This window comes from Natronoflexus pectinivorans, from assembly GCF_004345615.1.
In the GTDB taxonomy this organism is placed as follows: domain Bacteria; phylum Bacteroidota; class Bacteroidia; order Bacteroidales; family Marinilabiliaceae; genus Natronoflexus; species Natronoflexus pectinivorans.
Window position 1 is genome coordinate 309757 of record NZ_SLWK01000004.1, and the last position, 26887, is coordinate 336643.

The 26887-nt window shown below is 40.3% G+C and carries 21 protein-coding genes and 1 pseudogene; 11 read left to right on the top strand and 11 right to left on the bottom strand.

The features are described 5' to 3' along the window. Nucleotides 1-232 precede the first annotated feature (232 nt). Both EV194_RS07830 and EV194_RS07835 read left to right on the top strand, forming a co-directional pair. Nucleotides 233-1714 (top strand): Gfo/Idh/MocA family protein, encoded by a 1482-nt coding sequence (locus tag EV194_RS07830; protein WP_079558401.1) that lies wholly within the window; start codon nt 233-235, stop codon nt 1712-1714. A gap of 36 nt (nt 1715-1750) precedes the next feature. Beyond that, entirely contained in the window at nt 1751-2524 is a 774-nt protein-coding gene (locus EV194_RS07835; RefSeq protein ID WP_132433481.1) for a 3-keto-disaccharide hydrolase, read from the top strand. A gap of 63 nt (nt 2525-2587) precedes the next feature. Here EV194_RS07835 and EV194_RS07840 read toward each other — a convergent pair whose 3' ends face one another. Then, nucleotides 2588-3223: a YiiX/YebB-like N1pC/P60 family cysteine hydrolase gene (locus EV194_RS07840; protein ID WP_132433482.1), complete on the bottom strand. Its 636-nt coding sequence runs from the start codon at nt 3221-3223 to the stop codon at nt 2588-2590. Nucleotides 3224-3442: 219 nt separating this feature from the next. Between EV194_RS07840 and EV194_RS07845 the strand changes: the two genes are divergently transcribed. Genes EV194_RS07845 through EV194_RS07855 form a run of 3 tightly spaced genes read left to right on the top strand, consistent with a single transcriptional unit; the run spans nt 3443 to nt 7412 of the window. Continuing rightward, the gene (locus EV194_RS07845) at nt 3443-4495 is read left to right on the top strand and encodes a linear amide C-N hydrolase (protein ID WP_132433483.1); all 1053 of its coding nucleotides are present in this window, start codon (nt 3443-3445) and stop codon (nt 4493-4495) included. Between the two features lie 14 nt (nt 4496-4509). After that, nucleotides 4510-5052, top strand: coding sequence for a GyrI-like domain-containing protein (locus EV194_RS07850; protein ID WP_132433484.1), 543 nt, complete (start codon nt 4510-4512; stop codon nt 5050-5052). Nucleotides 5053-5054: 2 nt separating this feature from the next. Beyond that, on the top strand, nt 5055-7412 hold the full coding sequence (locus tag EV194_RS07855; protein ID WP_132433485.1) for a TonB-dependent receptor: 2358 nt from the start codon (nt 5055-5057) through the stop codon (nt 7410-7412). Here the strand turns inward: EV194_RS07855 and serB are convergent. The 3 genes from serB to EV194_RS07870 form a co-directional block, all read right to left on the bottom strand. Further along, nucleotides 7409-8632 (bottom strand): phosphoserine phosphatase SerB, encoded by a 1224-nt coding sequence (serB, locus tag EV194_RS07860; RefSeq protein WP_132433486.1) that lies wholly within the window; start codon nt 8630-8632, stop codon nt 7409-7411. The genes EV194_RS07855 and serB overlap by 4 nt on opposite strands. Before the next feature lie 206 nt (nt 8633-8838). Then, on the bottom strand, nt 8839-10683 hold the full coding sequence (locus tag EV194_RS07865) for a serine hydrolase domain-containing protein (protein ID WP_165921829.1): 1845 nt from the start codon (nt 10681-10683) through the stop codon (nt 8839-8841). A gap of 7 nt (nt 10684-10690) precedes the next feature. Continuing rightward, nucleotides 10691-11887 (bottom strand): exo-beta-N-acetylmuramidase NamZ family protein, encoded by a 1197-nt coding sequence (locus tag EV194_RS07870; RefSeq protein WP_132433488.1) that lies wholly within the window; start codon nt 11885-11887, stop codon nt 10691-10693. A gap of 223 nt (nt 11888-12110) precedes the next feature. Between EV194_RS07870 and EV194_RS07875 the strand changes: the two genes are divergently transcribed. Together EV194_RS07875 and EV194_RS07880 are read left to right on the top strand one after the other, a co-directional pair. Then, nucleotides 12111-12905, top strand: a complete 795-nt coding sequence (locus EV194_RS07875) for a cation diffusion facilitator family transporter (protein ID WP_132433489.1) — start codon at nt 12111-12113, stop codon at nt 12903-12905. A gap of 179 nt (nt 12906-13084) precedes the next feature. Then, nucleotides 13085-14326 carry an exo-beta-N-acetylmuramidase NamZ family protein gene (locus EV194_RS07880; protein ID WP_243699363.1) on the top strand — a complete coding sequence of 414 codons (1242 nt, stop codon included), beginning with the start codon at nt 13085-13087 and terminating at the stop codon, nt 14324-14326. Here EV194_RS07880 and EV194_RS07885 read toward each other — a convergent pair. The 4 genes from EV194_RS07885 to EV194_RS07900 all read right to left on the bottom strand — a co-directional run bounded on the left by EV194_RS07885 (nt 14323) and on the right by EV194_RS07900 (nt 19414). After that, nucleotides 14323-15603 (bottom strand): MFS transporter, encoded by a 1281-nt coding sequence (locus EV194_RS07885; protein WP_132433490.1) that lies wholly within the window; start codon nt 15601-15603, stop codon nt 14323-14325. The genes EV194_RS07880 and EV194_RS07885 overlap by 4 nt on opposite strands. Nucleotide 15604: 1 nt before the next feature. Beyond that, on the bottom strand, nt 15605-16939 hold the full coding sequence (locus tag EV194_RS07890; RefSeq protein ID WP_207915941.1) for a SpoIID/LytB domain-containing protein: 1335 nt from the start codon (nt 16937-16939) through the stop codon (nt 15605-15607). A gap of 67 nt (nt 16940-17006) precedes the next feature. Next, entirely contained in the window at nt 17007-17951 is a 945-nt protein-coding gene (locus tag EV194_RS07895) for a DUF4922 domain-containing protein (protein WP_132433492.1), read from the bottom strand. Further along, the gene (locus EV194_RS07900; protein ID WP_132433493.1) at nt 17951-19414 is read right to left on the bottom strand and encodes a glycosyltransferase family 2 protein; all 1464 of its coding nucleotides are present in this window, start codon (nt 19412-19414) and stop codon (nt 17951-17953) included. Before EV194_RS07900 ends, EV194_RS07895 begins: the two co-directional genes overlap by 1 nt. A gap of 327 nt (nt 19415-19741) precedes the next feature. Here EV194_RS07900 and EV194_RS17005 point away from each other — a divergent pair. The 3 genes and pseudogenes from EV194_RS17005 to EV194_RS07915 all read left to right on the top strand — a co-directional run. After that, nucleotides 19742-19954, top strand: a pseudogene (locus EV194_RS17005) (type II toxin-antitoxin system RelE/ParE family toxin); the annotation flags it as partial. Between the two features lie 5 nt (nt 19955-19959). Then, nucleotides 19960-20283 carry a helix-turn-helix domain-containing protein gene (locus EV194_RS07910; RefSeq protein WP_207915945.1) on the top strand — a complete coding sequence of 108 codons (324 nt, stop codon included), beginning with the start codon at nt 19960-19962 and terminating at the stop codon, nt 20281-20283. A gap of 119 nt (nt 20284-20402) precedes the next feature. Continuing rightward, nucleotides 20403-21242, top strand: a complete 840-nt coding sequence (locus EV194_RS07915) for an ATPase (RefSeq protein ID WP_132433494.1) — start codon at nt 20403-20405, stop codon at nt 21240-21242. Here EV194_RS07915 and EV194_RS07920 read toward each other — a convergent pair. The 3 genes from EV194_RS07920 to EV194_RS07930 form a co-directional block, all read right to left on the bottom strand. Beyond that, complete coding sequence (locus tag EV194_RS07920) at nt 21239-22147, bottom strand: SMP-30/gluconolactonase/LRE family protein (protein ID WP_132433495.1); 909 nt, start codon at nt 22145-22147, stop codon at nt 21239-21241. The two genes, EV194_RS07915 and EV194_RS07920, sit on opposite strands and share 4 nt — an antisense overlap. 193 nt (nt 22148-22340) lie before the next feature. Next, nucleotides 22341-23348: a thioredoxin-disulfide reductase gene (gene trxB, locus EV194_RS07925; protein ID WP_132433496.1), complete on the bottom strand. Its 1008-nt coding sequence runs from the start codon at nt 23346-23348 to the stop codon at nt 22341-22343. 154 nt (nt 23349-23502) lie between these two features. Then, entirely contained in the window at nt 23503-24447 is a 945-nt protein-coding gene (locus tag EV194_RS07930; RefSeq protein ID WP_165921830.1) for a DUF4249 domain-containing protein, read from the bottom strand. Nucleotides 24448-24720: 273 nt separating this feature from the next. Between EV194_RS07930 and EV194_RS07935 the strand changes: the two genes are divergently transcribed. Beyond that, complete coding sequence (locus EV194_RS07935; RefSeq protein ID WP_132433498.1) at nt 24721-26397, top strand: S41 family peptidase; 1677 nt, start codon at nt 24721-24723, stop codon at nt 26395-26397. The last annotated feature ends 490 nt before the right edge of the window (nt 26398-26887 follow it).

Consider the following 26887-nt stretch of genomic DNA (forward strand, 5'->3'; position numbering starts at 1 on the left):
TAAATGACTAGGTATAAAATATTGTAATTTGTCAATTCAATAATTTTGCAACAAAATAGACTATACATTATGTCTATAAAGAAAAAAAGTATTAATTTAGCCATTGGTCTGTAAAATCAACTCTTATCAAATATCACTCAATCCCTTACGGAATTGATTGAGTGTGGTTTACGTGTAATTATAGTTAAGAAAGAATAATAAACACAAGTTCTATCTAATAATTATTACACCTATGAAATCAAAAATTGGAAGAAGGGATTTCCTTCAAAAGAGTGGTGCAGCAGCAGTAGGATTAAGTGTACTGCCTGGAATCGTATCAGCTTCACAACCGGCTAAACCAGCCAGAAGATCCCCCGGTGACAAATTAAGAATTGCAGGCGTTGGCGTAGGCGGACGCGGATTTGCAGTACTTCGTGCAATGGAAAGCGAAGAGATTGTTGCGCTTTGCGATGTTGACTGGAGGTATTCAAAAAACTGTTTTGATTATTGGCCCAAAGCGAAAAAGTATTGGGACTGGCGCAAAATGTTAGATGAGATGGGCGATGAGATTGATGCTGTTATGGTTGCTACAGCCGATCACACCCATGCCGCTATTGCAGCGACTGCCATTACTATGGGAAAACACGTGTATGTGGAGAAACCACTGACACACACGGTTTATGAATCCAGACTATTAACAAAACTGGCAAAAAAATACAAAGTTGCCACACAAATGGGTAACCAGGGAGCATCAGAAGAAGGTGTATCGTTGGTAAAAGAGTGGATTCAAAACGGAGAAATTGGTGAAGTAACTCGTGTTGAAGCATTCACTGATCGCCCAATTTGGCCACAGGGACTAAATACTCCAACTCAAGGTCAGTGGGTACCAGATCATTTAAACTGGGATCTTTTCGTAGGACCTGCAAAAATGCGTCCATACAATGAAATTTATACTCCATGGAATTTCCGTGGATGGTGGGATTACGGAACAGGTGCTTTGGGAGATATGGCATGTCATATTTTGCATCCCGTTTTTAAAGGCCTGAATCTGGGGTATCCAACCCGTGTTCAGGGAAGTTCTACGTTATTGCTTCAGGATTGTGCACCCGTTGCAGAGAAAGTCCGCATGATATTCCCCGAAAGAGCTCGACTAAGAAGGGTTCGTATGCCTGAAGTTGAGGTACACTGGTATGATGGCGGCTTACAACCATTAAAACCAGACAACTGGCCTGCCGGGAAAAGCCTGAATGTTCAGGGTGGCGGTGCTCTGTTTTATGGAACCAAAGATATCCTTCATGTAGGCTGTTATGGACGTGAGCCATTTCTGCTTTCCGGAAGAGTCCCCAATGCTCCTAAAACAGAACGCAGAATCAATGTAAGCCATGAAATGGACTGGGTACGTGCCTGTAAAGAGAGTCCTGAAAACAGAACCGAATGCTCATCAGCATTTGATGAGGCTGGACCTTTCAATGAAATGGTTGTCATGGGTGTTTTAGCTGTAAGACTTCAGGCATTAAACAAAGAATTGCACTGGGACGGCGAAAACATGCGTTTCACAAATATTGGTGATGACGAAACCATCCGCACAGTAATAAAAGATGGTTTTGAAATCAGAGACGGACATCCAACTTTTGATCAAACATGGACAGAGCCCGTTAACGCCAAAAAATTTGCTGAGGAGTTAATTAAGCATGAGTACAGGAAAGGTTGGTCATTACCAGATATGCCAGCTTAGTATTTTAAATCCCCAATTATTATTAATTTAAAAAACATGAAAAGACTATTTTTAGGACTGACAATGGTCGGTATTGTATTGTTATCGGCCTGTGGATCCGGGGCTTCACGACAGGAAGCCAAAGAAGCTCCATTAAATGCCCTTACTGAGCAGGAGAAAGCAGAAGGCTGGATTCTTCTATTTGATGGCGAAACTTTTGATGGTTGGCGTGGTTATGGTCGCGAAGATATTCCATCTGCATGGATCATCGAAGACGATGCCATTAAAATCCAGGGCTCAGGAGCAGGTGAAGCCGGACATGAAGATGGCGGAGACATCATATTTGATCAACAATTCCAGAATTTCGAACTGACATTTGAATGGAAGGTTTCGCGTGGTGGAAACAGCGGAGTCTTCTATTTGGCTCAGGAAATTGAAGATCTGCCTATTTGGCGTTCGGCTCCTGAATACCAGATTCTGGACAACGTAAACCACCTGGACGCACGTCTTGGAGTTGATGGAAACAGAAAATCAGCGTCTCTGTATGATCTGATTCCTGCTAAACCTCAAAACTCAAAACCTTATGGTGAGTGGAACACCGGAAGTGTTATTGTTTACAGAGGAACTGTAGTTCATTTCCAAAATGGCGAAAACGTTGTTGAATACCATTTATGGACTCCTGCATGGGAAGAGATGGTGGAAAACAGCAAATTCGCCGGATGGGAAGAATTCATTAACGCTGGTGGAGAAAACCGAATGGGATACATCGGACTTCAGGATCACGGTGATGATGTGTGGTTCAGAAATCTGAAACTTAAAATTCTGGATTAATCTGGAAATATTAAAACCATTTTACAGGAGGCTGTTCCGAAATATCGGAACAGCCTTTTTTTATTAATCGGAATTCATGGTTCCTATGAATGACAATTCGGTTGAAGCAGCCATCCCATTTGGATTGCATCCCGGCTCACCTTCAGGAATATCTATCCCCAATCTTTTGTAATGATCTACCCAAACAGAATGAAAATCACCTGTAGCAGGATCAATAAAAGTCATTGGTTCCAACTCGAAAACTCCAGCCGGTTCAAAAATTGTGTAAATAAAACCGGAACAGTAATGAGCATCTCCACCAATCATATAAACATAATCATATGGCAATCCCAATAAGGCCATTGCTGAATCAATGGCCGCATCAACTGAGCCCATCCACTCTTCGTTTAAACGAAATACAGAGGCCTCTCCCCTTCCAGTTAAGAAGTCAGCGACGAGTTCCCTGTGAACGCCATATTTTGGTTCCGCATGAATTACAAATATTGAATCGTTGTCCACCTGAACAATCCCCATGTGGGTAAAATGAGTTTTAAGATGCGTTTGTGTTACACCATCAATGGCCTGTGACAGATCACTGCTTAAAGAGTGATCTTCTATACCTGTAAATATGATATCACCAGTTTGCAATTTTAGAGACGATTGCCCATTGCAGGCACATAAAAAGAAGGACATAGCAAAAACAAAAAAGAAGAGCTTCATAATAGAAAAAATGAGTAAATTGAAAATACAAAAGTAGGTTTTTAAAAATTATTATTCCAAAACGATAATTAATAATTCACTGTAAACGTACACTTTGTGTACGTTTACGGACAACCGAAAACATCTCATAAAAACCCTTAACCTCTGATTATATGATCTTTAAGCACCATGGCATGATATTAACATAAGAACATCCACATCTTACTAAAACCACTTATTATGAACCGCAAATTTTTAACAACAATTCTGATTTTGTTGTATGTTACAGCGTACAGTTATGCATGTACAACCTTCTTCTTAAATGGTGAACAAAAACTTTTCGGCAGAAATTTTGATTTCCCTTCCGGTGTTGGCCATATATACATTAACCCATCAAATCTGGAAAAGACTTCATTCATTTTCCCTCCAGAAAAACCATTCACATGGGTTTCAAAATATGGTAGCATTTCCTTTAATCAAAATGGCCGTGAAATGCCATACGGTGGCATTAACGAGGCCGGACTGGTTATTGAGCAAATGTGGCACCAGGAAGCAAAATATCCGGAGCCAGACCAGCGAAAGGCACTTACAGAGCTTCAGTGGATTCAATACCATCTGGACAATTCGGCTACGGTACAGGATGTTAGCAACAGCGATAAAAGTTTGAGGATTTCAACTACCTCCATCGCCACTCTTCATTTTCTGGTGGCCGATGCATCAGGCGATTTAGCTACCATAGAGTTTTTGGATGGAAACATGGTAGTTTACCGAGGCGCAGATCTTAAGCACCCTGTTTTAAGCAATTGCTCATATGATGTTTCAATCAATTATATTGCTTCAACAAATCAAAACCAGAAGCACACACCTTGGGTTGAAAACTCGTCAGGCAGATTTAAAACTGCGGCTGAAATGATTGATGGTAAAAATCCAAACAAAAAAGATAAAACTGCTTTCGCATTTAAAGTACTCGACGCGGTGTCGCAGGGAGAAAGTACTCGCTGGAGCATTGTCTATGATATTACCAATTTCAAGATACATCTTAAAACGCACGAGAACCAACAAATAAGAACCATTAACTTTAATGAATTTGATTTTTCGTGTACCCATGCTCCGATATTTGTTGACATAGACCACCCAAATCCTACAGTTAAAAACTTTTCTCCATTCAGCATTGAAGCAAACTTCAGTCTGATAGATAGAGTCTGCAATGAAGTTGAATTCTTGAGCCAAATGCCAAATGATTACCGACAAGCAGCAGCAACTTTTCCTGCAACCTTTAATTGTAAAAAATAATAATTAAGATTGATATGCAAACAGCCATAATTCTCCTGGTCTTTATTATTACTGGTTTAATAATTCTCTTTGCCATATATGGCGGGTTCCATAAAATTAGATTCCAAATATGTGAAGAAGGTGGAGAAACGGTAGCTTTCCATCCGCATAAGGGAGACTATAAAAAGATAGGCAAAGTGATGGATCATGTTTATGAAGTATTATTAAAGGATCTGAATATTGAAACCTTCAGAGGTTTTGCAATCTATCATGACGATCCGAATAACATCCCCGCCTTAGAACTACGTTCTGAGGCTGGATGTGTAATAGAAGATCCAAGCAGGGAGATAATAGAAAGAATTACACAGAAATTTCAGATAAAGGTCATACCACATCAGAAATACTTAACCACAGAGTTCCCCTACAGAGGAAAATTATCGGTTATAGTTGGGGTGTTAAGAGTGTACCCGGCTATTAAAAAACAGGCAAAGCAAAAGATGCTACTTGAAAATGGCCTAGTGATAGAAATATATGACATACCCAATAAAAAAATAGTTTACAGAAAAGCAATACAGTAGCAATGAAACTCTTACAAGGACTCCTGACATTGATACTGTTGGGATCAGCGATCAATTTCATAAAGGCACAAGCTCCGCTACAGACGGTGCGGGGAACAGTAACAGATGCGATAAGTCGTGTACCTCTAGCAGGAGCTACCATATTTATTCCAACCCTTGAAAAGGGAACAACAACAAATAACAATGGAGAATTTGTGTTAACGCAAATTGCTGTTGGGCGGCATCGACTTGAGGCTGGCTTTTTGGGGTATAACCCTGTTGTGTTTCCTGAATTATTGGTTACGTCTGGAAGGGAAATTGTTCTGGAGATACAACTTTACGAATCGGTTGCGCAATTATCAGAAGTTACCATTCGGCCTACTATATCAAAAGATAAGCCAATTAACAGTATGGCTACTGTAAGTGCCAGAACATTTTCAGTGGAAGAGGCCAGAAGATATGCCGGTGGTATGGATGATCCAGCCAGAATGGCTGCTAGTTTTGCAGGAATCACAACGTCAGGAATAAACAACAATGCCATAATTGTACGAGGGAATGCTCCCAAAGGACTGCTCTGGCGGCTGGAAGGAGTAGATATTCCAGGGCCTAATCATTATTCAGGTTCAAATGTTGCAGGAGGCGGTGGCATATCCATATTCAGCAGTCAATTATTAACGAACTCAGATTTTTATACTGGTGCATTCCCGGCAGAATATGGCAATGCTGCGTCTGGTGTATTCGACATGAAATTGCGCAATGGAAATAACCAGAAAAACGAGTACGCCGCCCAAATTGGAATACAAGGATTAGAATTTGCTGCCGAAGGACCTATTGTAGGAGGTGATCAAAACTCATTTCTATTTAACTATCGCTATTCTACTCTGGGTTTGATATTTCAGTTTCTTCCGGAGACAAAAGATGGAACAGAGCTGCCAATCTATCAGGATTTATCATTTAAACTGAATTTGCCTGCCGGTAATGTTGGTGTGTTTTCATTCTGGGGGATAGGTGGTTTATCAGAAAGTACCTCCAAGGGTTATGATGATCCAAACAAATGGGAGTATTCGCATCAAAGGGAAAAGATGCGATTCGATTACAACATGGGAGCTACCGGGATCAGTCATCAGAAGAGTTTTGGAACCAACACACACGTAAGAACTACTTTGGCAGCAAATGCAAGTCAACATGTTTATAACGAAAAAATAAGATTGGATTACAACAATCCGACGATTCTTACCCCAAATCACCATATTGATAACGTTGAAGGAAAAATCACCCTTTCATCAATCATCAATCAAAAATATGGCGCAAGAATGCATTTGCGGGGAGGTGTAACATCCAACAAGCTCTTTTACCAGTTAAAAGGCGATGCCATGGACTATCATTCAAGTCTTTACGGCAGATTTCTTGATGGTGATGGCACAGCGTGGCTGCTTCAGACCTTTCTGCAAACGAAGTACCATATTTCCTCGAATGTGGGCTTAACAACAGGTATACATGCATCATGGTTTGATTTAAATGGAGAGTTTCTGGCCGAACCACGAATTGCTCTTGAGTGGATTGCGAATCAAAACCATCGGTTTTCGGCAGGTTTTGGATTACACAGTCAAACCGAAATGTTATCTATATATTTCGCCCAACCAACAAGCCAAAACGAAACACATCCCAATCAAAATTTAAAACGACAAAAAGCTCAACATTTTGTATTAGGGTATGACTGGAATATTACCGACAACCTCAGGCTTAAACTAGAGCCTTACTTTCAATACCTATACGATGTGCCTGTTATAGATAACACCTCATATTCCATGCTCAATTTTCGAAGCGACTGGACGTTTAACGAAACTCTGATAAATGACGGAACAGGAACAAACAGAGGCATTGACATCACACTGGAACGTTTTCTTAAAGATGGATATTTCTATATGGCAACAGCTTCCATCTATAAGTCCAGGTATAAAGGTGGCGATGGAATCTCAAGGCGCACCCGGTATGATGGAAATTACGTGGTAAACATACTAGGTGGCCGAGAGTTTATGATTGACCATAACAAACTACTGGGTATCAGTCTGAAGTTTACATTCATGGGACCTGAGTGGCATCATGAACCTGATATTGAAAAAACAACTGAACAAGGCAACATTGTTTATAATGAGTTTTCGCCATTCAATTATCGTCATTCATCACTGGAAACTGCAACAGACCTGTCCATTACCTATCGCATAAATAGAGAAAACAGGTCAGGCATATGGGCTTTACAGGTAAAGAATCTGGTTGGACGCCAATATCAAAGAAAAGCTTACAATCTTAAAACCGGTGAAATTGAAAATGAATTCTTCACCAGCATGGTGCCATTCATTAGTTACAAACTTGAATTTTAAAAATTAAGTTCCCGATCTCTGAATCCCAGAAGATATAAAATGGCATCCAACCCAATGGTTGAGATGGCATGTTCAGCCGACTCTTTCACCTTGGGTTTTGCATGAAATGCAATACCCAAACCTGCCTGCCTTAACATGGGTAAGTCGTTGGAGCCATCGCCTACGGCAATGACCTGCTCCATGTGAATATCTTCCTTAAAGGCAATCAACTTTAACAATTCGGCTTTTTTATTTCCGTCAACGATTTCGCCCAAATGACGGCCGGTAAGCTTGCCGTTACTAATCTCCAAGTCGTTGGCAAAAACATAATCAATCCCAAGTTTATTCTTGAGAAAATTCCCAAAATAGGTGAATCCACCTGAAAGTATGGCAGTACGATAACCATATTTCTTCAGGGTTTTAAACAACCGTTCGGCGCCTTCTGTTAAAGGAAGCGAATCAGCAACCTCTTTCATCACCGATTCATCAAGCCCCTTGAGAAGGGCCACCCGCTGCACAAAACTCTCGTTGAAATCAATTTCACCACGCATGGCTGCTTCGGTAATGGCACTCACTTCATCGTAAACCCCGGCCTTGCGCGCCAACTCATCAATTACTTCGGCCTGAATCAAGGTGGAATCCATATCGAAACAAATCAAACGGCGATTGCGACGAAAAATATTATCCTTCTGAAAAGCGATATCTACACCTGTAGAACCTGAAATTTCGATAAACCGAGTTTTCATGGCCTCCATATCAACCGGCTTTCCTCGTAAACTGAACTCTACAACCGATTTTGTTTGCCCCTCTTCATCATCCAGAGGGATACGGCCACTTAAACGAGAGATTACGTCGATATTGAGCTTTTGCTCATAAATTTCTTTGGTAACCGCAGCCAATTGTCCTGCTGTCAGCTTGCGCGAAATCAGGGTGACAATAAACCGCTCTTTCCCCTGTCGGGACACCCATTGCTTATATCTCTCTTCTGTAATTGGCGTGAACTTAACATTCATGCCTATTTCATAGGCTTTAAACAAAAGATCCTTTAATATTGGGGAAGCTTCTGATTGCGGTGGCACCTCAAACAAAATACCCAAACCCAAATCCTGATGGATAACAGCCTGTCCGATGTCTAAAATATTTACATCATATTGTGCCAACACATCAGTGAGTGTTGATGTAAGTCCCGGTTTGTCTTCTCCGCTTATGTTCAGAAGAATAATTTCTCTTTGCTTACTCATTTACGTACTGAATTCTATGTAAGTGTAACTAGATATTAAATTATTAGATAATAGACTGTTAGATATAACATTATTAGACCAATAGGTTGATAGGTTAATAGGTCATTAATCAACCAGTTAACTAGATCTTTAACTCTATTGAAAGCGCAAAGATAGTGTTTGTTTGTGATGTTAACATTAAATGTGGGATGAGTTTTGAATCAAATTCATTGAGTTAACACCTCATCGTATAACATTTGCAGCAACGCAGTTCTTACCCTCAAACGAGATATGGCATTGTGCGAGCGAGATGGATGAATCCGGTTTGATAAAAAAACATATACGATTTGATGTTCAGGATCGGCCCAAACCATAGTTCCGGTAAAGCCCAAATGACCAAAAGATGAAGCGTCTGCTCCCAAAGCCGGGAAGGCATTATTGTCCGTTCGCTCATTATTATCCAAATGGGGTTTATCAAATCCCAACGCCCTGCGATTATCTAACTCGGGAAACTGAACACGGTTAAACTCTGCCATTATATCCTCAGGAAACAAAACCTCGCCACCGTAATGACCTCCATTGAGATACATTTGCATGAGTTTTCCCAAATCGTTGGCATTGGCAAACAAACCTGCATTTCCGCTGACGCCACCTAATACCGCCGCAGCCTCATCGTGTACCCGCCCATGTACCAAAGTCTGCCTGAAAGCAATATCCATTTCGGTTGGCGGTATCTCCTCACGATAAAATCCCTTTTGTAATGGGTTGTAAACCATCCTACTTATTCCCAATGGCTTATAAATATTTTCATATAGCACTTCCTCGTAATCAATTCCGGTGAGCTCCTCAATGACAGAAGGATAAACCAAAAATGAGAGGCAGGAGTATCGGGAACCGGCATTTTCACTCACCGGCGACCTGCGGATGTCCCGATATACTCTCCGTAAGTACCGGTTGCGCAAATAGAGGTGGTCATCTATTTCCAGCGTAAAGCGCTCCTCATATTGATGCCGGTAAAATCTGCGGACAAACATTCCATCGTCCTTAGTCCCGGCATAAAAATTGATATAGGGCACCAAACCTCCCTGATGGACCAACAGTTGTCGAAGTGTTAAATCACTCTTATTGGAACGACGAAAGAGCCTGTTTCGCCAATCGCTCCAATAGTGACTGAAAGCAGCATCCAGGTTGATGGTTTCATTGGCTGTAAGTTTCATCAGCAACGGAAGCGGACCGGCAATTTTTGTCACCGATGCAACGTCGTACAAATCGAGCAGATGAACCGGCGTTCTATCCATATAGGTATGATGACCATATGCCTCATGAATGAGAACCCGCCCGTTTATAGCCATTAAAATCTGACATCCGGGGAAAGCTTGTTCCGATATGGCGTGGGAAATAAATCCATCTATTTTGCTTTTAAGATGATGATGAGCTTCATCATCATCATGCCCGGGAATGTGATAGCTGAAACGTGATAATTTCTCTGTAGAGATGCCATCCCCTTCTTGAAAAAGATTGCCAACAGAGTAAGGAAGACGGCCTGTGGCCGCTCTTCCGCCAAACAATACCTGTGCAGCCAAATCCTGACGCACCCTGCAATTTCCACCACTTATCATCAAAGTTGGCATCTCACCTATTCCATCCCAATGCATCAAACGAAAGGCATCATCCAAAAACAGAACCACACTTTGAATTTCTCTCGCTAACCGGGAAATTGCCTGCTCTATCTTCTTATCAACAAATGATGACTCAATGACGATAACCAGACGATCATACTCATTTAACACATTGAGAATGGAGAAAGCCATGCCGGGATTTTTTGGAGAAATTCCGAACAATGGCATCTCTTTATAAAGTGACAGCCGGCTGTAGAAAACATCAGCATTTCCAACCACCACACAGGCAAAACGCCCCTTATGAAGATGCTTTACCGGGATGGCGTCATCGTGGTTTCTTAATACAGTTACTTCCGTGAATAGAGTGTCAGGCAAATGCTTCTCCCCTTCATCCATGGCTGAACTATTTGTCAGGACAATTAGAAAAATGAGAATCAGGTTAAAAACCTTCATTGGAGCGTTATTTATAAAGCAAATAAGGTTGGCGCATGCGGTCGTAAGCCGCATGCTCATCTTTCCAAGTAGCTCGTATCTCCTCTTCGCTCATTCCGGATTCTATCTGCTTTAACAACGTATCGTTGCCTGCCAGCAAATTAAACCATCGTCGGCGCGAAGTAAATTCGGCATCATTTCCGGAAAGTCGGAAAAACTCCATATAGTATTTCAGTGTAAACCGCTGTTCCCATGGATCCAACTCACGCAAATCCACACCATAACATTTTTTATTTTGCTGAGGAGGCGATGTCGCCATCCCTTTTATGCTAACAGGCGTAAAGGTGAATTCACCGAATTTTGGGTCGGGATAACCAATGACCTGAAACGGGAAGTAAGTTCCCCTGCCAATGCTCACATTGGTAGCCTCAAAAAAGCAGAGCGAAGGGTACAACCTAATGGACAAGTCATTTGGCAAATTGGGAGATGGCGGCATCATAACCGAATAGTGCATATCCTTGGTGTAATTGACCGCTTCTACTACAGTTAAATGGCATTGCATATTGTTCTTGAGCCAACGCTCACCGTTAATCATTAAAGCCAGTTCGCCTACCGTTAAACCATGAACCAAAGGGATGGGATGCATGCCAACGAAAGAAGTAAACCCGGGTTGCAATACAGGACCGTCAAAATAATCTCCATTGGGATTTGGTCTGTCCAGAACAATCATTGGGATGCCGGCTTCGGCGCAAGCTTCCATCATGTAATGCATGGAAGAAATGTACGTATAGAAGCGAGCACCCACATCCTGTATATCAAAAATAACCACGTCGAGTCCGGCCATTTGCTCTGGTGTTGGTTTTCGTGTTTCGCTGTAGAGAGAAACAATGGGAGTTCCCGTGGCAGCATCCACTCCATCATCAATGAGTTCGCCGGCATCGGCATCACCTCTAAAACCGTGCTCCGGCACAAATATCCTTTCAACATCAATACCCAAAGAAAGCAAAGTATCGACCAAATGCACCTCTCCGGTTACCGCGGTGTGATTAACCAACAGTCCCACTTTTTTATCCTTAACCATGGGTAGCCATTCGTGTATGCGGTCGGCTCCGGTTTTTAAGGGTCCCTTAAACACCTCAGTATCTCCGGACGCCGGACAGGCACTGAGCACAACTGCTGAAAAAAGTACAGGGAGTTGAAAAAACAAAAGACGTGACAACCTCATTATTAATATTTTAATTATTTAACAAAAACAGCCTATTCCTCTAAATGGAATCCATTGCAAATAAAGCGAGTTTAAGGCTTAATCGCAAAAAAGTAGATAAATAAGTGGTTAATCAATAATCGTGAGTGTTATATTTGCTTATAAAAGAATATATATGATCTAATTGTGGTAAAATCAAGTTTAGCAATATAGGCAGGACAACCCAACAGACAATTAAATTGGCATGCAAAGAACAACATTTAAAATAACAAAAATGGACTGTCCATCCGAAGAACAAATGATTCGGATGACGCTTGACAATTTGGCTAATATTAAATCGCTAGAATTTGATATACCCAACAGATTCTTACACGTAATTCATACAGACAATAATGAACAAATTTTTCAGCGACTTGAGAAATTAAAACTTGATACTACGATCTTCTCCACTGTTTTTCTTGACAACTTTACAGCAACTGACAACCAAAACGACGAAAGGAAAACCTTATGGACTGTTCTAATTATAAACTTTTTGTTTTTCGCCATTGAAATTATTACAGGTTTTATATCAAACTCAATAGGCTTAGTTGCCGACAGTTTAGATATGTTAGCTGACAGTATTGTTTATGGACTCGCGTTAATTGCTGTGGGCGGAACAGTGGTCATGAAAAAGAATATCGCCAAATTTGCAGGATACTTTCAAATCATTCTTGCACTAATTGGATTTATAGAAGTAATTAGACGATTTTTCAGGGGCGGGGAAATGCCTGATTTTCAAACCATGATTTTTGTGTCAGTAGCAGCATTAATTGCAAATGTAATTTGCCTGTATTTATTGCAAAAGAGAAAAAGCGAAGAAGCCCATATGCAAGCAAGTATGATTTTTACATCAAACGATATTATTATAAATTCGGGTGTTATTATGGCTGGGCTTATGGTAAATTGGCTCAATTCAGGTTATCCCGACTTAATTATTGGAGCAATTATATTTGCCATTGTAGCAAGGGGAGCATACAGAATTTTACAATTATCAAAATAACGAATGACAAAACAACGACAGAAATAGAATGAATGTAATAGAGCTATCAACAGAATATAGAAATTTAAACAGGGGAATTTCGTAAGTCATCATATCAAATATAAAAGCATTTCCACTATACAACTAATAAAAAGTCATGATATATTTACGCTCAGAATGAAGCATTATAAAACCGAATTATGACCAACTATAGAATGAAAGCCCTTTTATTATTCTTAACTACGCTACTATGCGCAACCCCATTGGCATCGCAGGTAAAAACCGGCGTTGAGGTATTGCGGAATCGGCAATTTGATGTTTTACAAAACCAAAGAGTGGGATTAATTACCAATCCGACCGGAGTTGATCGATATCTAAAATCAACGGTTGACATTTTTCACGAGGCACCGGAAGTAAACCTTGTCGCACTTTTCGCCCCAGAGCATGGCGTTCGTGGCGATTATTATGCCGGCGATCATGTGGCTGATACCCGCGATGAAAAAACCGGAATCCCGGTATTTAGCCTTCATGGTAACACCAGGAAACCAACCCCCGAAATGCTTAAGAACATTGACATCCTTGTTTATGACATTCAGGACATCGGCTCACGCTCATATACATACATCAGCACACTGGGTTTGGCAATGGAGGCTGCGGCCGAGAATAACATCAAAATGGTTATTCTTGACCGTCCCAACCCTCTTGGCGGACTTAAATTTGAAGGCCCTCTGGTTGAGAATGATTTTGTGTCATTCGTCAGTCAGTACCCTGTAACTTATGTACATGGCTTTACCGTTGGAGAACTGGCCATATTCCTTAACAAGGAGCAGCTTTTAAAAAACGGTGTACAATGTGAACTTTTTGTGGTTGAGATGGAAGGCTGGAACAGACAAATGACTTTCATGGAAACAGACCTTCCCTGGGTACCATCTTCGCCACACATTCCACATGCCGAAACGGCATGGTTCTATCCCGTTTCAGGGATTCTTGGCGAACTGTATGTCATGAACATAGGAGTTGGATACACATTACCATTTCATCTGTTCGCTGCCGAATGGATTAACGCCCCAAAGCTATCAGAAAACCTGAACAACTTAAACATTCCCGGGGTCATATTCAGACCAATTCATTACCGGCCGTATTATAGTGTCTCTCAAGGAACGCTCATTCATGGAGTACAGGTTCACATCACCAACATTTCAGAAGTTCCTTTATCACTCATTCAATTTTACGTACTTCAGGAGGCGTATGCCCTCCACCCCGATAAAAATGTTTTTGAAATGTGTGCTCCCTCCCGGCTGGACATGTTCGACAAAGTGGTGGGTACTGATGCAGTCAGAATCCTGTTTCAACAAAGATTCCGGGTAGAAGACATTCTCGATTTATGGAATCGGGAAGCGGCTTCTTTTGGGAAGTATGTTGAGCGTTATTTTTTATATTAGATCTGCTTCTTCTTTATCCCAAAATCGGGAGCAATTTTCAAATAACGAATGATTATAAATCCCGGGATGGTGCAAAGCACCACCCACACAAAAAACAATGGATATCCTGCTAACTCCTGCAAATATCCGGAAATCATTCCCGGAAACATCATACCTGCAGCCATCAACCCCGTGCAAATGGCATAATGGGCTGTTTTATGGCTTCCTTCCGAAAACCAAATCATAAACATCACATAAGCGGTAAAACCAAAACCATAGCCAAATTGCTCAACCACTACGGCAGCACCCACCAAATAAACACTTTCGGGTAAAACCCAGGAAAGATAAACAAACGCAAGATTGGGGGCATTCATGGCCACCGCCATGGGAAACAACCAGTATTTCAAACCCTTTCGCGACACCGCCAAACCGCCGGTGATGCCTCCAAGCATCAAGGCTCCAATTCCAAAGGTTCCATAAATCCATCCCACATCGCCGGTGCTCAGACCTAAACCTCCTGCATCAGCCGGATCCAACAAAAAAGGCGATGCCAATTTTACAAGCTGGGCTTCCCCAAGTCGGTACAACAGAAGGAACAACAGAGCAGCAAGAATTCCTTTCTTTTCAAAGAAAGAGACGAATGTTACCATGAACTCTTTCATTAAATCCCGACTTTTTTCGCCCGACACTGATCTATCTGCATCTGGTTTTGGAAGAATAAACTGATGATAGAGAAACAACAAAAAAAACAGGCCTGTTATCCCCCAGAATGTGATGCTCCATGCCAACGGTATGTTTCCGGTTTTTTCTTCGAAAAAACCGGCTGCAATCACCAACAAACCCTGTCCGGCAATCATAGCAATGCGATAAAATGTACTTCTTATCCCAACAAAATAGGACTGGTCGCCATCATTCAAAGCCAACATATAAAAACCATCGGCAGCAATATCATGCGTGGCAGAACTAAAAGCTAAAAGCCAAAGAAAAGCAAGAGAGTATTGAAAAAAGCCATCCATGGGAATGGTGAAAGCCACCCCGGCCAAACCTGCACCTACCAACAATTGCATGGTAACAATCCACCATCGTTTGGTCTTTAACAAATCCACAACTGGACTCCACAAAGGTTTTATCATCCAGGGAAGATAGAGCCAACTGGTGTATAAGGCGATATCTGTATTTGAAATATCCAGTCGCTTGTACATAATTACAGCCACCGTCATGACTATTACATAAGGGATGCCTTGAGTGAAATAGAGTGATGGCACCCAGCTCCATGGTGATTTTTGTTGATGTTGCATTCTAATATCGTTTTGTAATATCTGCTCCTTTAAAATAGTGATTGAGTATTTGTGTGTATGAATAGCCGGAAGCACCCATCACTGCGGCACCAATTTGGCAAAGCCCTACACCATGCCCCCAACCTGCTCCTCTCAAATAAAAATGCTCCGGCACTCCATCTTTAACATCTCCTTTTTCAACTACAAATGCGGAACTGTATAGGTGTGAAGCAGAAAACGCTTTGCGTATTTCCAGCTCTTTTCCAATGATAAACTCCGACTTAGTTCCAATTATCCGTAAACGGATAATTCGCCCTGAAACTCCACGCTCCATCGCAACTAAATCAAGCACCCGACCGACCTCTATCCCTACTTTGGTTCTCAACAGATTTTGAATTTCTTCCTGCGACAAAGTCACCTTCCATCGATAAAAATCGGCAGTTTCCCTGTCGTAGTCATTCAAAACCTGTGAAAGAATTTCCGGGTTGGCAGTGTTGCAAAATGCATCAGGACTTCCGGTAATCCATGCGTTGGCCTCCTTTTCATTTCCAAGTTCCAGACTATAATCAATGGGCGGTGAGGCAGCATCCACCACTTTTGTCAGATATGGATGCGGAGTGGATTCCCAAACATTTTCAAAAAGTTCGGAAACACCGCCACAACATTTTGAGTATCTGGCATCGCAAATATTGCCGTCATAAGTCAATACTAATCCGGATGTGGATTCCACAGCTTTTCGTACTGTGGTAGTTGTTGCTTTGGTGATTCCCTGATATCGCTGACAATGGTCATCGGCACAAACATCAAAATTGAGGTGGTCTTCCCTATCATACCATTTCACTCGCTCCCCCTCACTCTCAAAGCAGGTGGCATAATTACCCAATTTATTAATCTGCTCACCTTTTTCTATCTGAGCCAACAACCAACTACGCGATATCACCGAATGTGCCTTAAGAAGTTCAGCAGAACTGGTCGCACTCATTTCAGAGGAGATTACACTTAACAGGTAATCATCCAGCGACAATACATTGATGGCTGTGAGATGGTCGTTTTCCTGAATAATTTTCAACGCACCTTTAAAAGATTGGTTCTCCTTTCTTTCCCAATGAAAATTTATGCCTATGGTAACATTCAGCAGCTCAAAACTGGCGGATTGCTCATCCACAGGACTCAGTTCAAAAGGCAATTCACAGACCTCCGTTTCACCGTTCATCGATAACTCTACGACATTGTTCTTTAGCCTAAAGGTTCCCTCTCCCTGGAACTCTCTACCAGAAGTAATATGCCGAAAAGCGCCATGAAGTTTAAATTCTATGGATGGGGAAAACATGATTCCCACTCGTATTTTTGGTTGCATAATTTAGTTTTTGAGGTGACAGTCTGATGAACTCGTGAGTTAAACTGTTTAACAACTTATCAATCCATCAGCTTGAAACAAGCCTCTCTTTTATCTCGTTCCAAACATCATCGTCCACCGTAACCTGCTTAAAAATATTACGGATGAGACTATTGTCTAATTTTTCAAAATCTTCTTTGCGAGGTGTAATTAAAACCCCTCCAAAATCAACCGAAGCAGGGCTTAAAAGCAACTGGTCATAACCAGTTGCAAAAAACTGCGCCGGACGGTGATTTTTTCGCGGAAAAATCACCACTCTCCACTCCTCCCCTTCTTTATCCACCAAAACATTCATCATCGGCTCCGGAACAGAAGGGATAAAATCTTCCAGAACAGAAAAAACACTGCTAAAACAAGCTTCCAAAGCATTCAAATCTGAGCCTGTAAACAAAAGTGCTTTTCTCAAATAATTATCCATTGCGAAAAGAGAACAACCTTCTGTACTGGCCAAAATCTGCTTGTTTGTCTGATAAATATCCTTTTCAACCGGCATAAAGCCACGATTTCCGGCCTGAAAATGGAAATGGTCAGGTGCTGATGCCCCACACCTTGGACCATTATAAAAGACCACAAAATCCCTAAGTTCATCGCTCAATCGCAACATATCTCTATAGCGTCCGGATATTAGTTGCTCACGATGAGAATTATCTACAATGGTTAGATGGCGGTGAAAAATGGGAAAAGGATTAAGCAATATCTGGTAGTTTTGGTTAAAAGAAATCCCCTTTTGCTCGGCAGGTCTGTTTTCAGCACACAAAAAGCAACTGCGCTTGCGGATGCTGTCAGCATCCACTTTTGCCGCCGACGACCTGATTCGTTCAGGGTTAAACTGAATTTTAAAACTAAATCCTTCTTCAAACTCAACTTCGCGGGTTAATACCCCGTTTAACCCATCATAGTTACGTGCTGCCAAATCCCAATTTTTCAACTGCGTGGCAAAAAGCTCATCAATGCTGTTGAATGCTAATCCCATCAGAGAGTTCCTTTATTGAGTCTGATTCTCGCCTCAAGTTCAATAGTTCGGATGCGGTCCTTATAGAGATTGTGGCTGTTCATTTTCGCAACATCCAGCGATGCATCAGAGTTTTCTTCCCATCTGCGGCACAAATAAAGCGGCTCGTATATGCGACCAATCTGATAATGTCGCGAAATCCGCAACGCTACGGCATAATCTTCACCGTAACTGGTATTGGGAAGTCTAATCTCCCTCAAAACCGGCGTATAAAAAGCCCTGGGAGCACCTAAGCCATTAATCCGAAGAGCATTGTTTCTGCCATTTTCCGGCGTCCACTCGCGATGGTCAATCAATCCCGGCGGAATCTCTTCAAGTTTAAAATTGACCATTTGATAGCTACCCACCACCATGGCACACTCCTGTTCGTAAAACGCATCAACAATGGTTTGAATTACGGTTTTGTTGATGTAGAGGTCGTCACTGTCCAACTGTATGGCAAATTTACCACATGCCTCATGAACGACACCATAATTCCAACATCCTCCTATACCTAAATCATCTCTGTCGGGAATCAGGTGAATCAGTTTTTCATTTGACTCAGCCATCTTCTCTAAAAGCTCAGTGGTGCCATCCGTCGAGTGATTATCCACTACAATTAAGTTGAATGGGAATTTGGTTTCCTGGGACAAAACAGACTTGATGGCATCTTCAATGGTCTTCACGCGGTTGCGAACGGGAATAATTACAGATGCTTCAACGGGAAAACCTGAACCGGACAAATCAATTTCACTAAAACGAGGTTGCAGCCACCCTCCAATGGCTATTAAATGTTCTGTGCAAATCTCCTCCATTTCAATCTGCACCGCCCTGTTTTTGGGGTCAACGTAATCAAAAATCTTCTCTCCGGAAGCCCTGCTATCTGTCTCCATTTCGGTGTAGAGAAACTCAGGAATACGCAAAACAGAATAGTTTCTTGACACGGCCAAACGCAGTGCGTATAACCCTCCATACATTCGGGGGATATTTAGAGCAGGTAAAGCTTGTTTGACAGCTTCAGTTTTGTACAACAAAAGTGAGCCAAAATCGAAATCATCCCGCAAGCTGCCACTCTGATAATCAATTAACGGATGGGGTTTAATTTCTCCGTTTATCATTTTATAATGGTCTGCATAGAGTAATCCGGCATTTGTATCTTCGGCAATCTGAACCATGCGCTCAAGTGCAAATGCCCCGGTTTTTAGCGGCAACGATTTGGTGTAAAAGAGAATATATGGAGTCTTCGCATACTCTGCGATTTGCCTGAGAGTTTCCGTTGTATGAAAACCGCTTCCACTAATATGTTTAACAGTTTCGGATATATCGTGATTAACAGATTCATCAGCAATAACAACAACTTCAGCAACCATTGATGAGCACTTAAGTGCATCAATGGTTGGTTGTAAATTATTTTGTTCTCCGGCAGAGATAAAACAAGTAATCATAGCAACAAATCAATTTATTTTTTGTGGCTTGAAGATATGAATTCTTTTCAGCGCATGCAAAGGGAATGAGTTGTGGTCAAGCTCAGAAATCAGATACTTTTAATTTTTAGCAGAAATTACTTTGATTACTCTATAGATGTTTCTATATTTAGAAACAAGCAAGAGATAGTGAATATGGAAAAACCCATCGAAGTCATATTATTAAAACAAGCCGAAGAATTTACTGACTCCCTCGAAACAAACGCTAAAAAGAAAATATTTCAAGCTATACGTAAGACGAAGGAACGATTATTTGGACAATAGTTTACAAAATTAAAAAGCAGTGACGGTATATTTGAATTTCGAGTGGACGAAAGCGGAAAGTTTTATCGTCTATTTGCATTTTGGGACACGGAAGAAGAGAAAGAAACTCTTGTTGTTGCGACTCATGGATTAATAAAAAAGACAAATAAAACTCCACCAGCAGAAATACAAAAAGCAGAGCAAATAAAAAGAGAGTATTTCGAAGAAAAACGAAAAGAGAAAAATAAATCAAAGTAACAGTTATGGAAGCAATGAAATATAAGAGATTAGAGGAGTTAGAGGACAAATACTTTGGAGAACGAGGAACTCCCGAACGAGAGCAATATGAATTTGAACTCAGCATGGAAATATTAGGAGAAAAGTTAAAGCAAATACGTAAGGAGAAAAAGCTTACTCAAGAGGAATTAGGGAAATTAATTGGAGTACAAAAAGCTCAAATATCGAAATTGGAAAATGGAGCTAGTAGTGCTACTGTTTCAACCATTCTGAAAGTTTTTAAAGCCCTGAAAGCGAAAGTTAAATTCCAAATTGAAATAGAAGATGGAAATCAATTAGCGGTTTCCTGAAAACGAAGGGATAATACATCCATACCCTATACAATATAGAAAAAGGCAGTTCTATTGGCATTATCACAGTCAGTCCCGAACTGCCACACGTCCATAATTACTCAGAATAACAATTAACCATGATAATAATTGCCGACAGCGGCTCAACCAATACGACTTGGGCGATTCTGACCAGCAAATATGATATTTCAACCTTTCATTCACCGGGTATCAACCCGTTTTTTCAGGATAAAAGTCAAATAGTTGAGATACTTAAAGAGCATTGCAAAGAGATAGGCGGTTCAATAACAAAAATTTACTTTTATGGCGCAGGCTGTGCCAATGCTGAAAAGAGCATGATAGTTGAGGATGCCATAAAAGAGGTTTGGAATCCAGAAAAAGTGGAAGTAAACAGCGACCTGCTGGCTGCGGCTCGTTCTTTATGCGGATGCCAAGAAGGCATTGTGGGAATCTTAGGAACCGGTTCGAATTCCTGTTATTATAATGGTTCAGAGATTGAAGCACATGTTTCTCCATTGGGTTTTATCCTTGGCGATGAAGGCAGCGGTGCGGTTCTCGGTAAAACGCTCATCGCTGATGTTTTAAAAAAACAATTGCCGGACCATATATGCAAACAGTTTAATGAAACATACCATCTATCTCCGGCAGAAATTTTGGACAAAGTTTACAAACAGCCATTTCCTAACAGATTTTTGGCAGATTTTACGAAATTCCTATACAACCATCAGGAAGAAGAGAGCATTAAAACCCTGTTAAAAGAATCTTTTGAGAAGTTTTTTAAACGAAATATTGACCAATACCATGTAAATAAAACGCTTCCGGTTCATTTTACCGGAAGCGTGGCATGGTATTTTCAGGATATACTTAAAGAATCAGCCATGATATCAGGCTACGTTATTGGCAAAATAGTAAAAGAGCCAATAAATGGGCTGATTGAATATCATAAAAACGAGAATTAATACCGTACACCCTTAACATTCATTTCGAGTGTATAAACAGACCCCATAGCAGTGATAAACAGAATATTATGATCAACTCCGCCAAAGGTGACGTTGGCCGTCCAATGTTCATCAATTTTAATGTGCTCAATTTTCTCACCGTCTGCATTAAAAACAGTTACGCCATCACCGGTTAGGTAAACGTTCCCTTGGTTATCAATGGTCATGCCATCGGATCCCAATTTACAAAATAGCTGACGATTAGATAGCGTCCCATTCGAATTTATATCGTAACGATAGGTTTTGTCATCGCCTATATCTGCCACATAGAGCATTTTTCCGTCGGGCGTGCCAATAATTCCATTCGGTTTTACCATGTCATCATCCACAACAATCACTGCGCTTCGATCGGGTAAAAGATAATAGACACTTTCCTGCATGAGTTCCTGGGTAGGGTCAGACCAGTAGTCGCGCTTGTAATAAGGATCGGTAAAATAGACACCACCCTTTGAATCAATCCACAAATCATTTGGACCATTCAGTTTATAACCGTCAAAATCAGAAACCAGAATTTCGTGTTTTCCCGTATTGATATTAATCGACCAGAGTTCATTCTTTTCATCGGCACAGGCCAATAGATTTCCATCATTATCAAAATAGAGACCATTAGAGCGTCCCGCAACATTCATAAAAGTGGAGATTTCGCCATTCATCGTCCAAATAAGAATACGGTCGTTGGGTTGATCGGTGAAATATACATTTCCGTAGCGATCAGAAGCAGGACCTTCTGTAAATCTGAAGGTGTCTGTTACCAACTCTAAAGTTGCACCATTGGCGATGATTGAAGTTTTTTGGTTGTTTGAACAACCAAAAACAACGAACCCGAGAATAAGGAATGTGCTAATACTAAAAAAAATAAATCTCATGGTATATGATTTAATTGACAATAACTATGTTAATTGCTTGTCAAATTTATGAATAAACCATTAAACAAAAAAGATTACGCCCCACACATCTGCGCAAGATTCAAAATATCAATCTCCTACTATTATATGAATCAAATAAAAAACCACAGAAATACATGGAGTAAATCTGTGGTTTAATAATATCAGAAATGAATTATTTCAATGGATTCTCGGCCAACCAACGCTCTGCATCAATGGCTGCCATACATCCTGAACCTGCAGCTGTCACTGCCTGACGGTAAATGTGATCCTGAACATCGCCACAGGCAAAAACACCCGGGACATTAGTTTTTGCTGAGCCTGCTACTGTTTTTATATATCCGGTTTCATCGGTTTCCAAATACTTCTTAAAAATATCAGAGTTTGGTGTGTGACCGATTGCAAGGAAGAATCCATCAATTTTTATTTTCACCTCCTCCTCGTTGGGAGTCCCTTTTTCCTTTAAAAGCGTAGCACCCTCAACAACTCCATCACCAAACAAACCTTTGGTTTGATGCTTCCATAAAATTTCAATGTTTGGAGTGTTGAATACACGCTCCTGCATCACTTTAGAAGCTCGCAATTCATCACGACGAACAATCAGGTAAACTTTATTACAAAGTCCGGCCAAATATAAAGCTTCCTCGGCTGCAGTGTCTCCACCTCCTACCACACCAACGTCTTTTCCGCGGTAGAAAAACCCATCACAGGTAGCACAAGCCGACACACCTCCACCGGCATATTTTTTCTCGTCCTCAAGACCCAGATATTTTGCTGTTGCACCGGTTGCAATAATAACTGCTTCGGCTTCAATAAGCTTTTTATCGTCGATGGTAACTTTAAATGGCCGTTTTGAAAAATCGGCCTTGGTAGCCATACCAAAACGAACAGAAGTGCCAAAACGTTCTGCCTGTTTTTTTAAATCTTCCATCATTTCAGGGCCTGTAATACCTGATGGATATCCGGGGAAGTTCTCCACTTCAGTGGTTGTAGTAAGCTGTCCTCCTGGTTGAAGTCCTTCATACATCACAGGCGACAAATTGGCACGTGCTGCATATATCGCGGCCGTGTATCCTGCAGGACCAGAACCAATAATTAACACTTTAACCTTCTCTACATCTGTAATCTCATTTGTTCCTCCGGCCTTCTCTCCGGAGGTATCCATTTTTCCAAATAGCGCCATAATATTTATATATTTACATGTTTGTATTTATAGGTGCAAATATGCAACAATTATTCCAAAAAACAAAAACTACATATTTGATCTCATCAAACGAGTTGGCAAAGATATCAGAAATACCCCTGTAACGGGACACCATATTCATAACAAAAATTGATCAATCATAACCAGATCCAATAAAAACAAGAGAATCGGTTCCGACAGAAATGCCGCCTATGATTCCCAAACCATCCTCTACATTGGAATAAATTTTTATGGGATCTACAATGGGTAAATCATAATTATACTCAGCCACAACCCTACTACGCAGGTAATTAAAATAGTCACGTGTTTGATTCAAAAGCATAAAGGTAATTTTACGTTTCTGACCAGACTCCGGCGGTGTAGCGTATGAAGCAGGCAGACGAATGCTTAGTTTATACTCTTTTCCATTGATCAAGTAGTCGGAAAAAGTGCCTCTGAAGTCAATACCTCCTAACAAACTACCCTCCTGATCACGAATGTAAAAAATGGGATCATCTTTTAAAAAACTTATTCTTCGTTGCTCGTGTAATAATTCATTACCTGTCGTCGTCCAGAGGTCTTTTAATACAACCAATTGATAGTAATTATCTACAGACTCAGGATCAGAAAAAACAATCTCACATTGTATGTAAGAAAACCCAGGATTAGCGGGATCCATTATGGTACTTCTAGTTGTGTCTATTCGTGAAATAGAAACAACTTCCGGGACAACGGTAAAGCCAGAAACCATGTTTCCTGAAGCATCGCCTGCTCTTAACTCAAAATGATCTCCGGGCTTAATGGTTATTCCAGGACGTTGAGCCCAAAGATCTCGGTAAGGATAAGCAAATGAATCCACAACAACATTGTTTTTAACAACAGTAACATAGCCATCATAAACTCGCTCAAAAAAATCAACAGAAGAGTGGTTTACACTTTTACTCAAATGTACCGTAAAAACAGAATCAGGAATCAGAAATGAAAACAGAGTCAGTCGTCCACCTCCTTCATCCATATCTATTTCAAGATCGGATTCACAGGAGGAAATCATAGCAATGAATGCAATTGATAAAACTATCGAAGACTTTTTAATATTCATTCCACAATAAATCAATATACGGATTATATAAACACCTGTACTACAACACCGAGACATAAAAGATCGTCCACAGAATAATTGACAAATGAGCCAAGTTTTTAGATCCCTGATCAAACAATTCAAAATACTCTTATTTTCTTTTCAAATTTAGGAAAATACCACAAAAAGTGACAGACGAATCTGAAATATCCATGCAATGAGCATCAGGAAAAGTGAAATTAAACAGAAAAAAGTGTAAATTTACAGTTCAAAATACGATTTAAACAATTGATTATGAAAATATCCATTTTATTCTTTAAACTAATGGTCCTGATGACCATTTTATATTCATGTAAAGATGATGATAAAGCCCAAATACTGTCGTCTGTTGAGGTAAACATTAAAATTGATGATAATTACAATTTTATTTCTCTGGAAAATACCACCATTAGGATTACGAACATTCAAAGTGGTGAAGCAGACAGCACAAAACTGATAGATGGAACAAAGGCTCTTTTTACCGACTTAATACCCGGAGATTATCAAGTTCAGGCATATCGCCATTTAACAGATGACGAAAAAGAGTCACTGTATGGAGATAAATCAACCAATATTTACATCGCATCAACTCAAAACATAAAAGCTGGAGCAATACAGGATATCAGAATATATTTAACTCTAAAACCTAATGTTGAATTTCTGCCTACGCAAACACTTACTGTAAACAACTTTATATATACATATATGGACTACGCTTATTTCTGGCACAAAGAAATGCCGGAAATAAATTACAGAACACAAAGAGACCCAGAAGCCTATTTTTACAGTTTACTTAAGAATCCTGATGATAAGTGGTCATTTATCACTGATGACATTGATGCACTCATAGCTTATTTTGATGGTGTTTCAAAAAGTAAAGGATATTCTGTACAACCTTATTATTTGAGACAGGGATCAAACCAGGTTATCATATATGTAGAATATGTATATCGAAACTCGCCAGCCAGTGAAGCGGGACTTCAAAGAGGTGATATGATTCATAAAATCAACGGAGAAACCGTAACCGATCAAAACTATCAGCGCCTGCTAAATAATGACAACATGGTGCTTACCCTTGGCTATCTAGATGACTCCGGGAACATCATTTCATTATCACCCGAAGTGGAGATTAATGCTGTTGAGAACCTGCAACATCACCCAATAATTGCCAGCAGCATCCATGAAATAGAAGGTTCTACAATAGGATATTTGGCTTACTCGTCATTTACAGCCAGCTATGACACTGCTCTAGTCAATACCTTTTCAGATTTTAAAGCAGCCGGCGTAAACGAATTGATTCTCGATTTAAGATATAACGGAGGGGGCAGGGTTTCATCTGCTGTTTTACTGGCAGGATTAATTGCGCCAAAATCATCAGTTGGAGAAGTGTTTATTGAAGAAGTATGGAATGAAAATCTTAAAGATTACAACACTAATTTAAGAATTCCCAATCAATCAATGAATTTGGATTTAAGTCGGGTTTACATACTAACTACATCAGGCACTGCATCAGCAAGTGAAATGATGATTTACGGTCTTGCTCCACATATGGAAGTCATACAAATAGGAACACAAACCCATGGAAAGTATTACGGATCGATCATGATTCAGGATATTGACCAAAGCACCAACCAAAGAAGACATTCGTGGGCAATGCAACCAATTGTAATGAGAGCTCAAAATGTAACCAATGACATCAATTATCAACAAGGACTACCTCCGAACCACACATTACGTGACAATATATACAATGCACAATTGGGAGAAATAGAAGAGCATTTTCTGTCTAACGCAATATCGCTTATTACTTCAGGTACCTTTGGGGCATTAGCACCTGAACTTAAAAAAGCATCCATTGATTATATTAAAATCGAAAATTTTAAAGAGACCAGCACACCTTTTCACGGTACGATGATTACCGAGTTACCGTAAAGGAAGGATAAAAGCAATCCAAAAGAGCCTTGAAACATAAGTTTCAAGGCTCTTTTGGATATATATTAAGAAATCGCAAGTACAATAGACTGGTACATCCATTCATCTTTCTTCACTACCAGGAAAAAATTCGAATTTAGAATAGCGACTTAACACCTAAACTATCCGATAAAGAAACAATTAACTATCCAAGATCAAGATAATTTACAACAGACTAAATATCTATTTTGCTTTTTGGGATTATCAATAAAAGAATAATGAAACCACTAGCTCAATGAATCATATATCATTATCGAATACAATAACATGACAAATCATTACTGAGAATTAAAAAAATGCTATATCTCACTAACCTAACCATATATAAAAACAATAATTCGTGATTTGCTTATAAGTGCACATTCTGTTTTATTCGGACACCCATTCCGGATTTATCCGGACACTTTTTAGGTCTGCATTTTTTTCAAAAATAGGAATTAATTTTTTACGA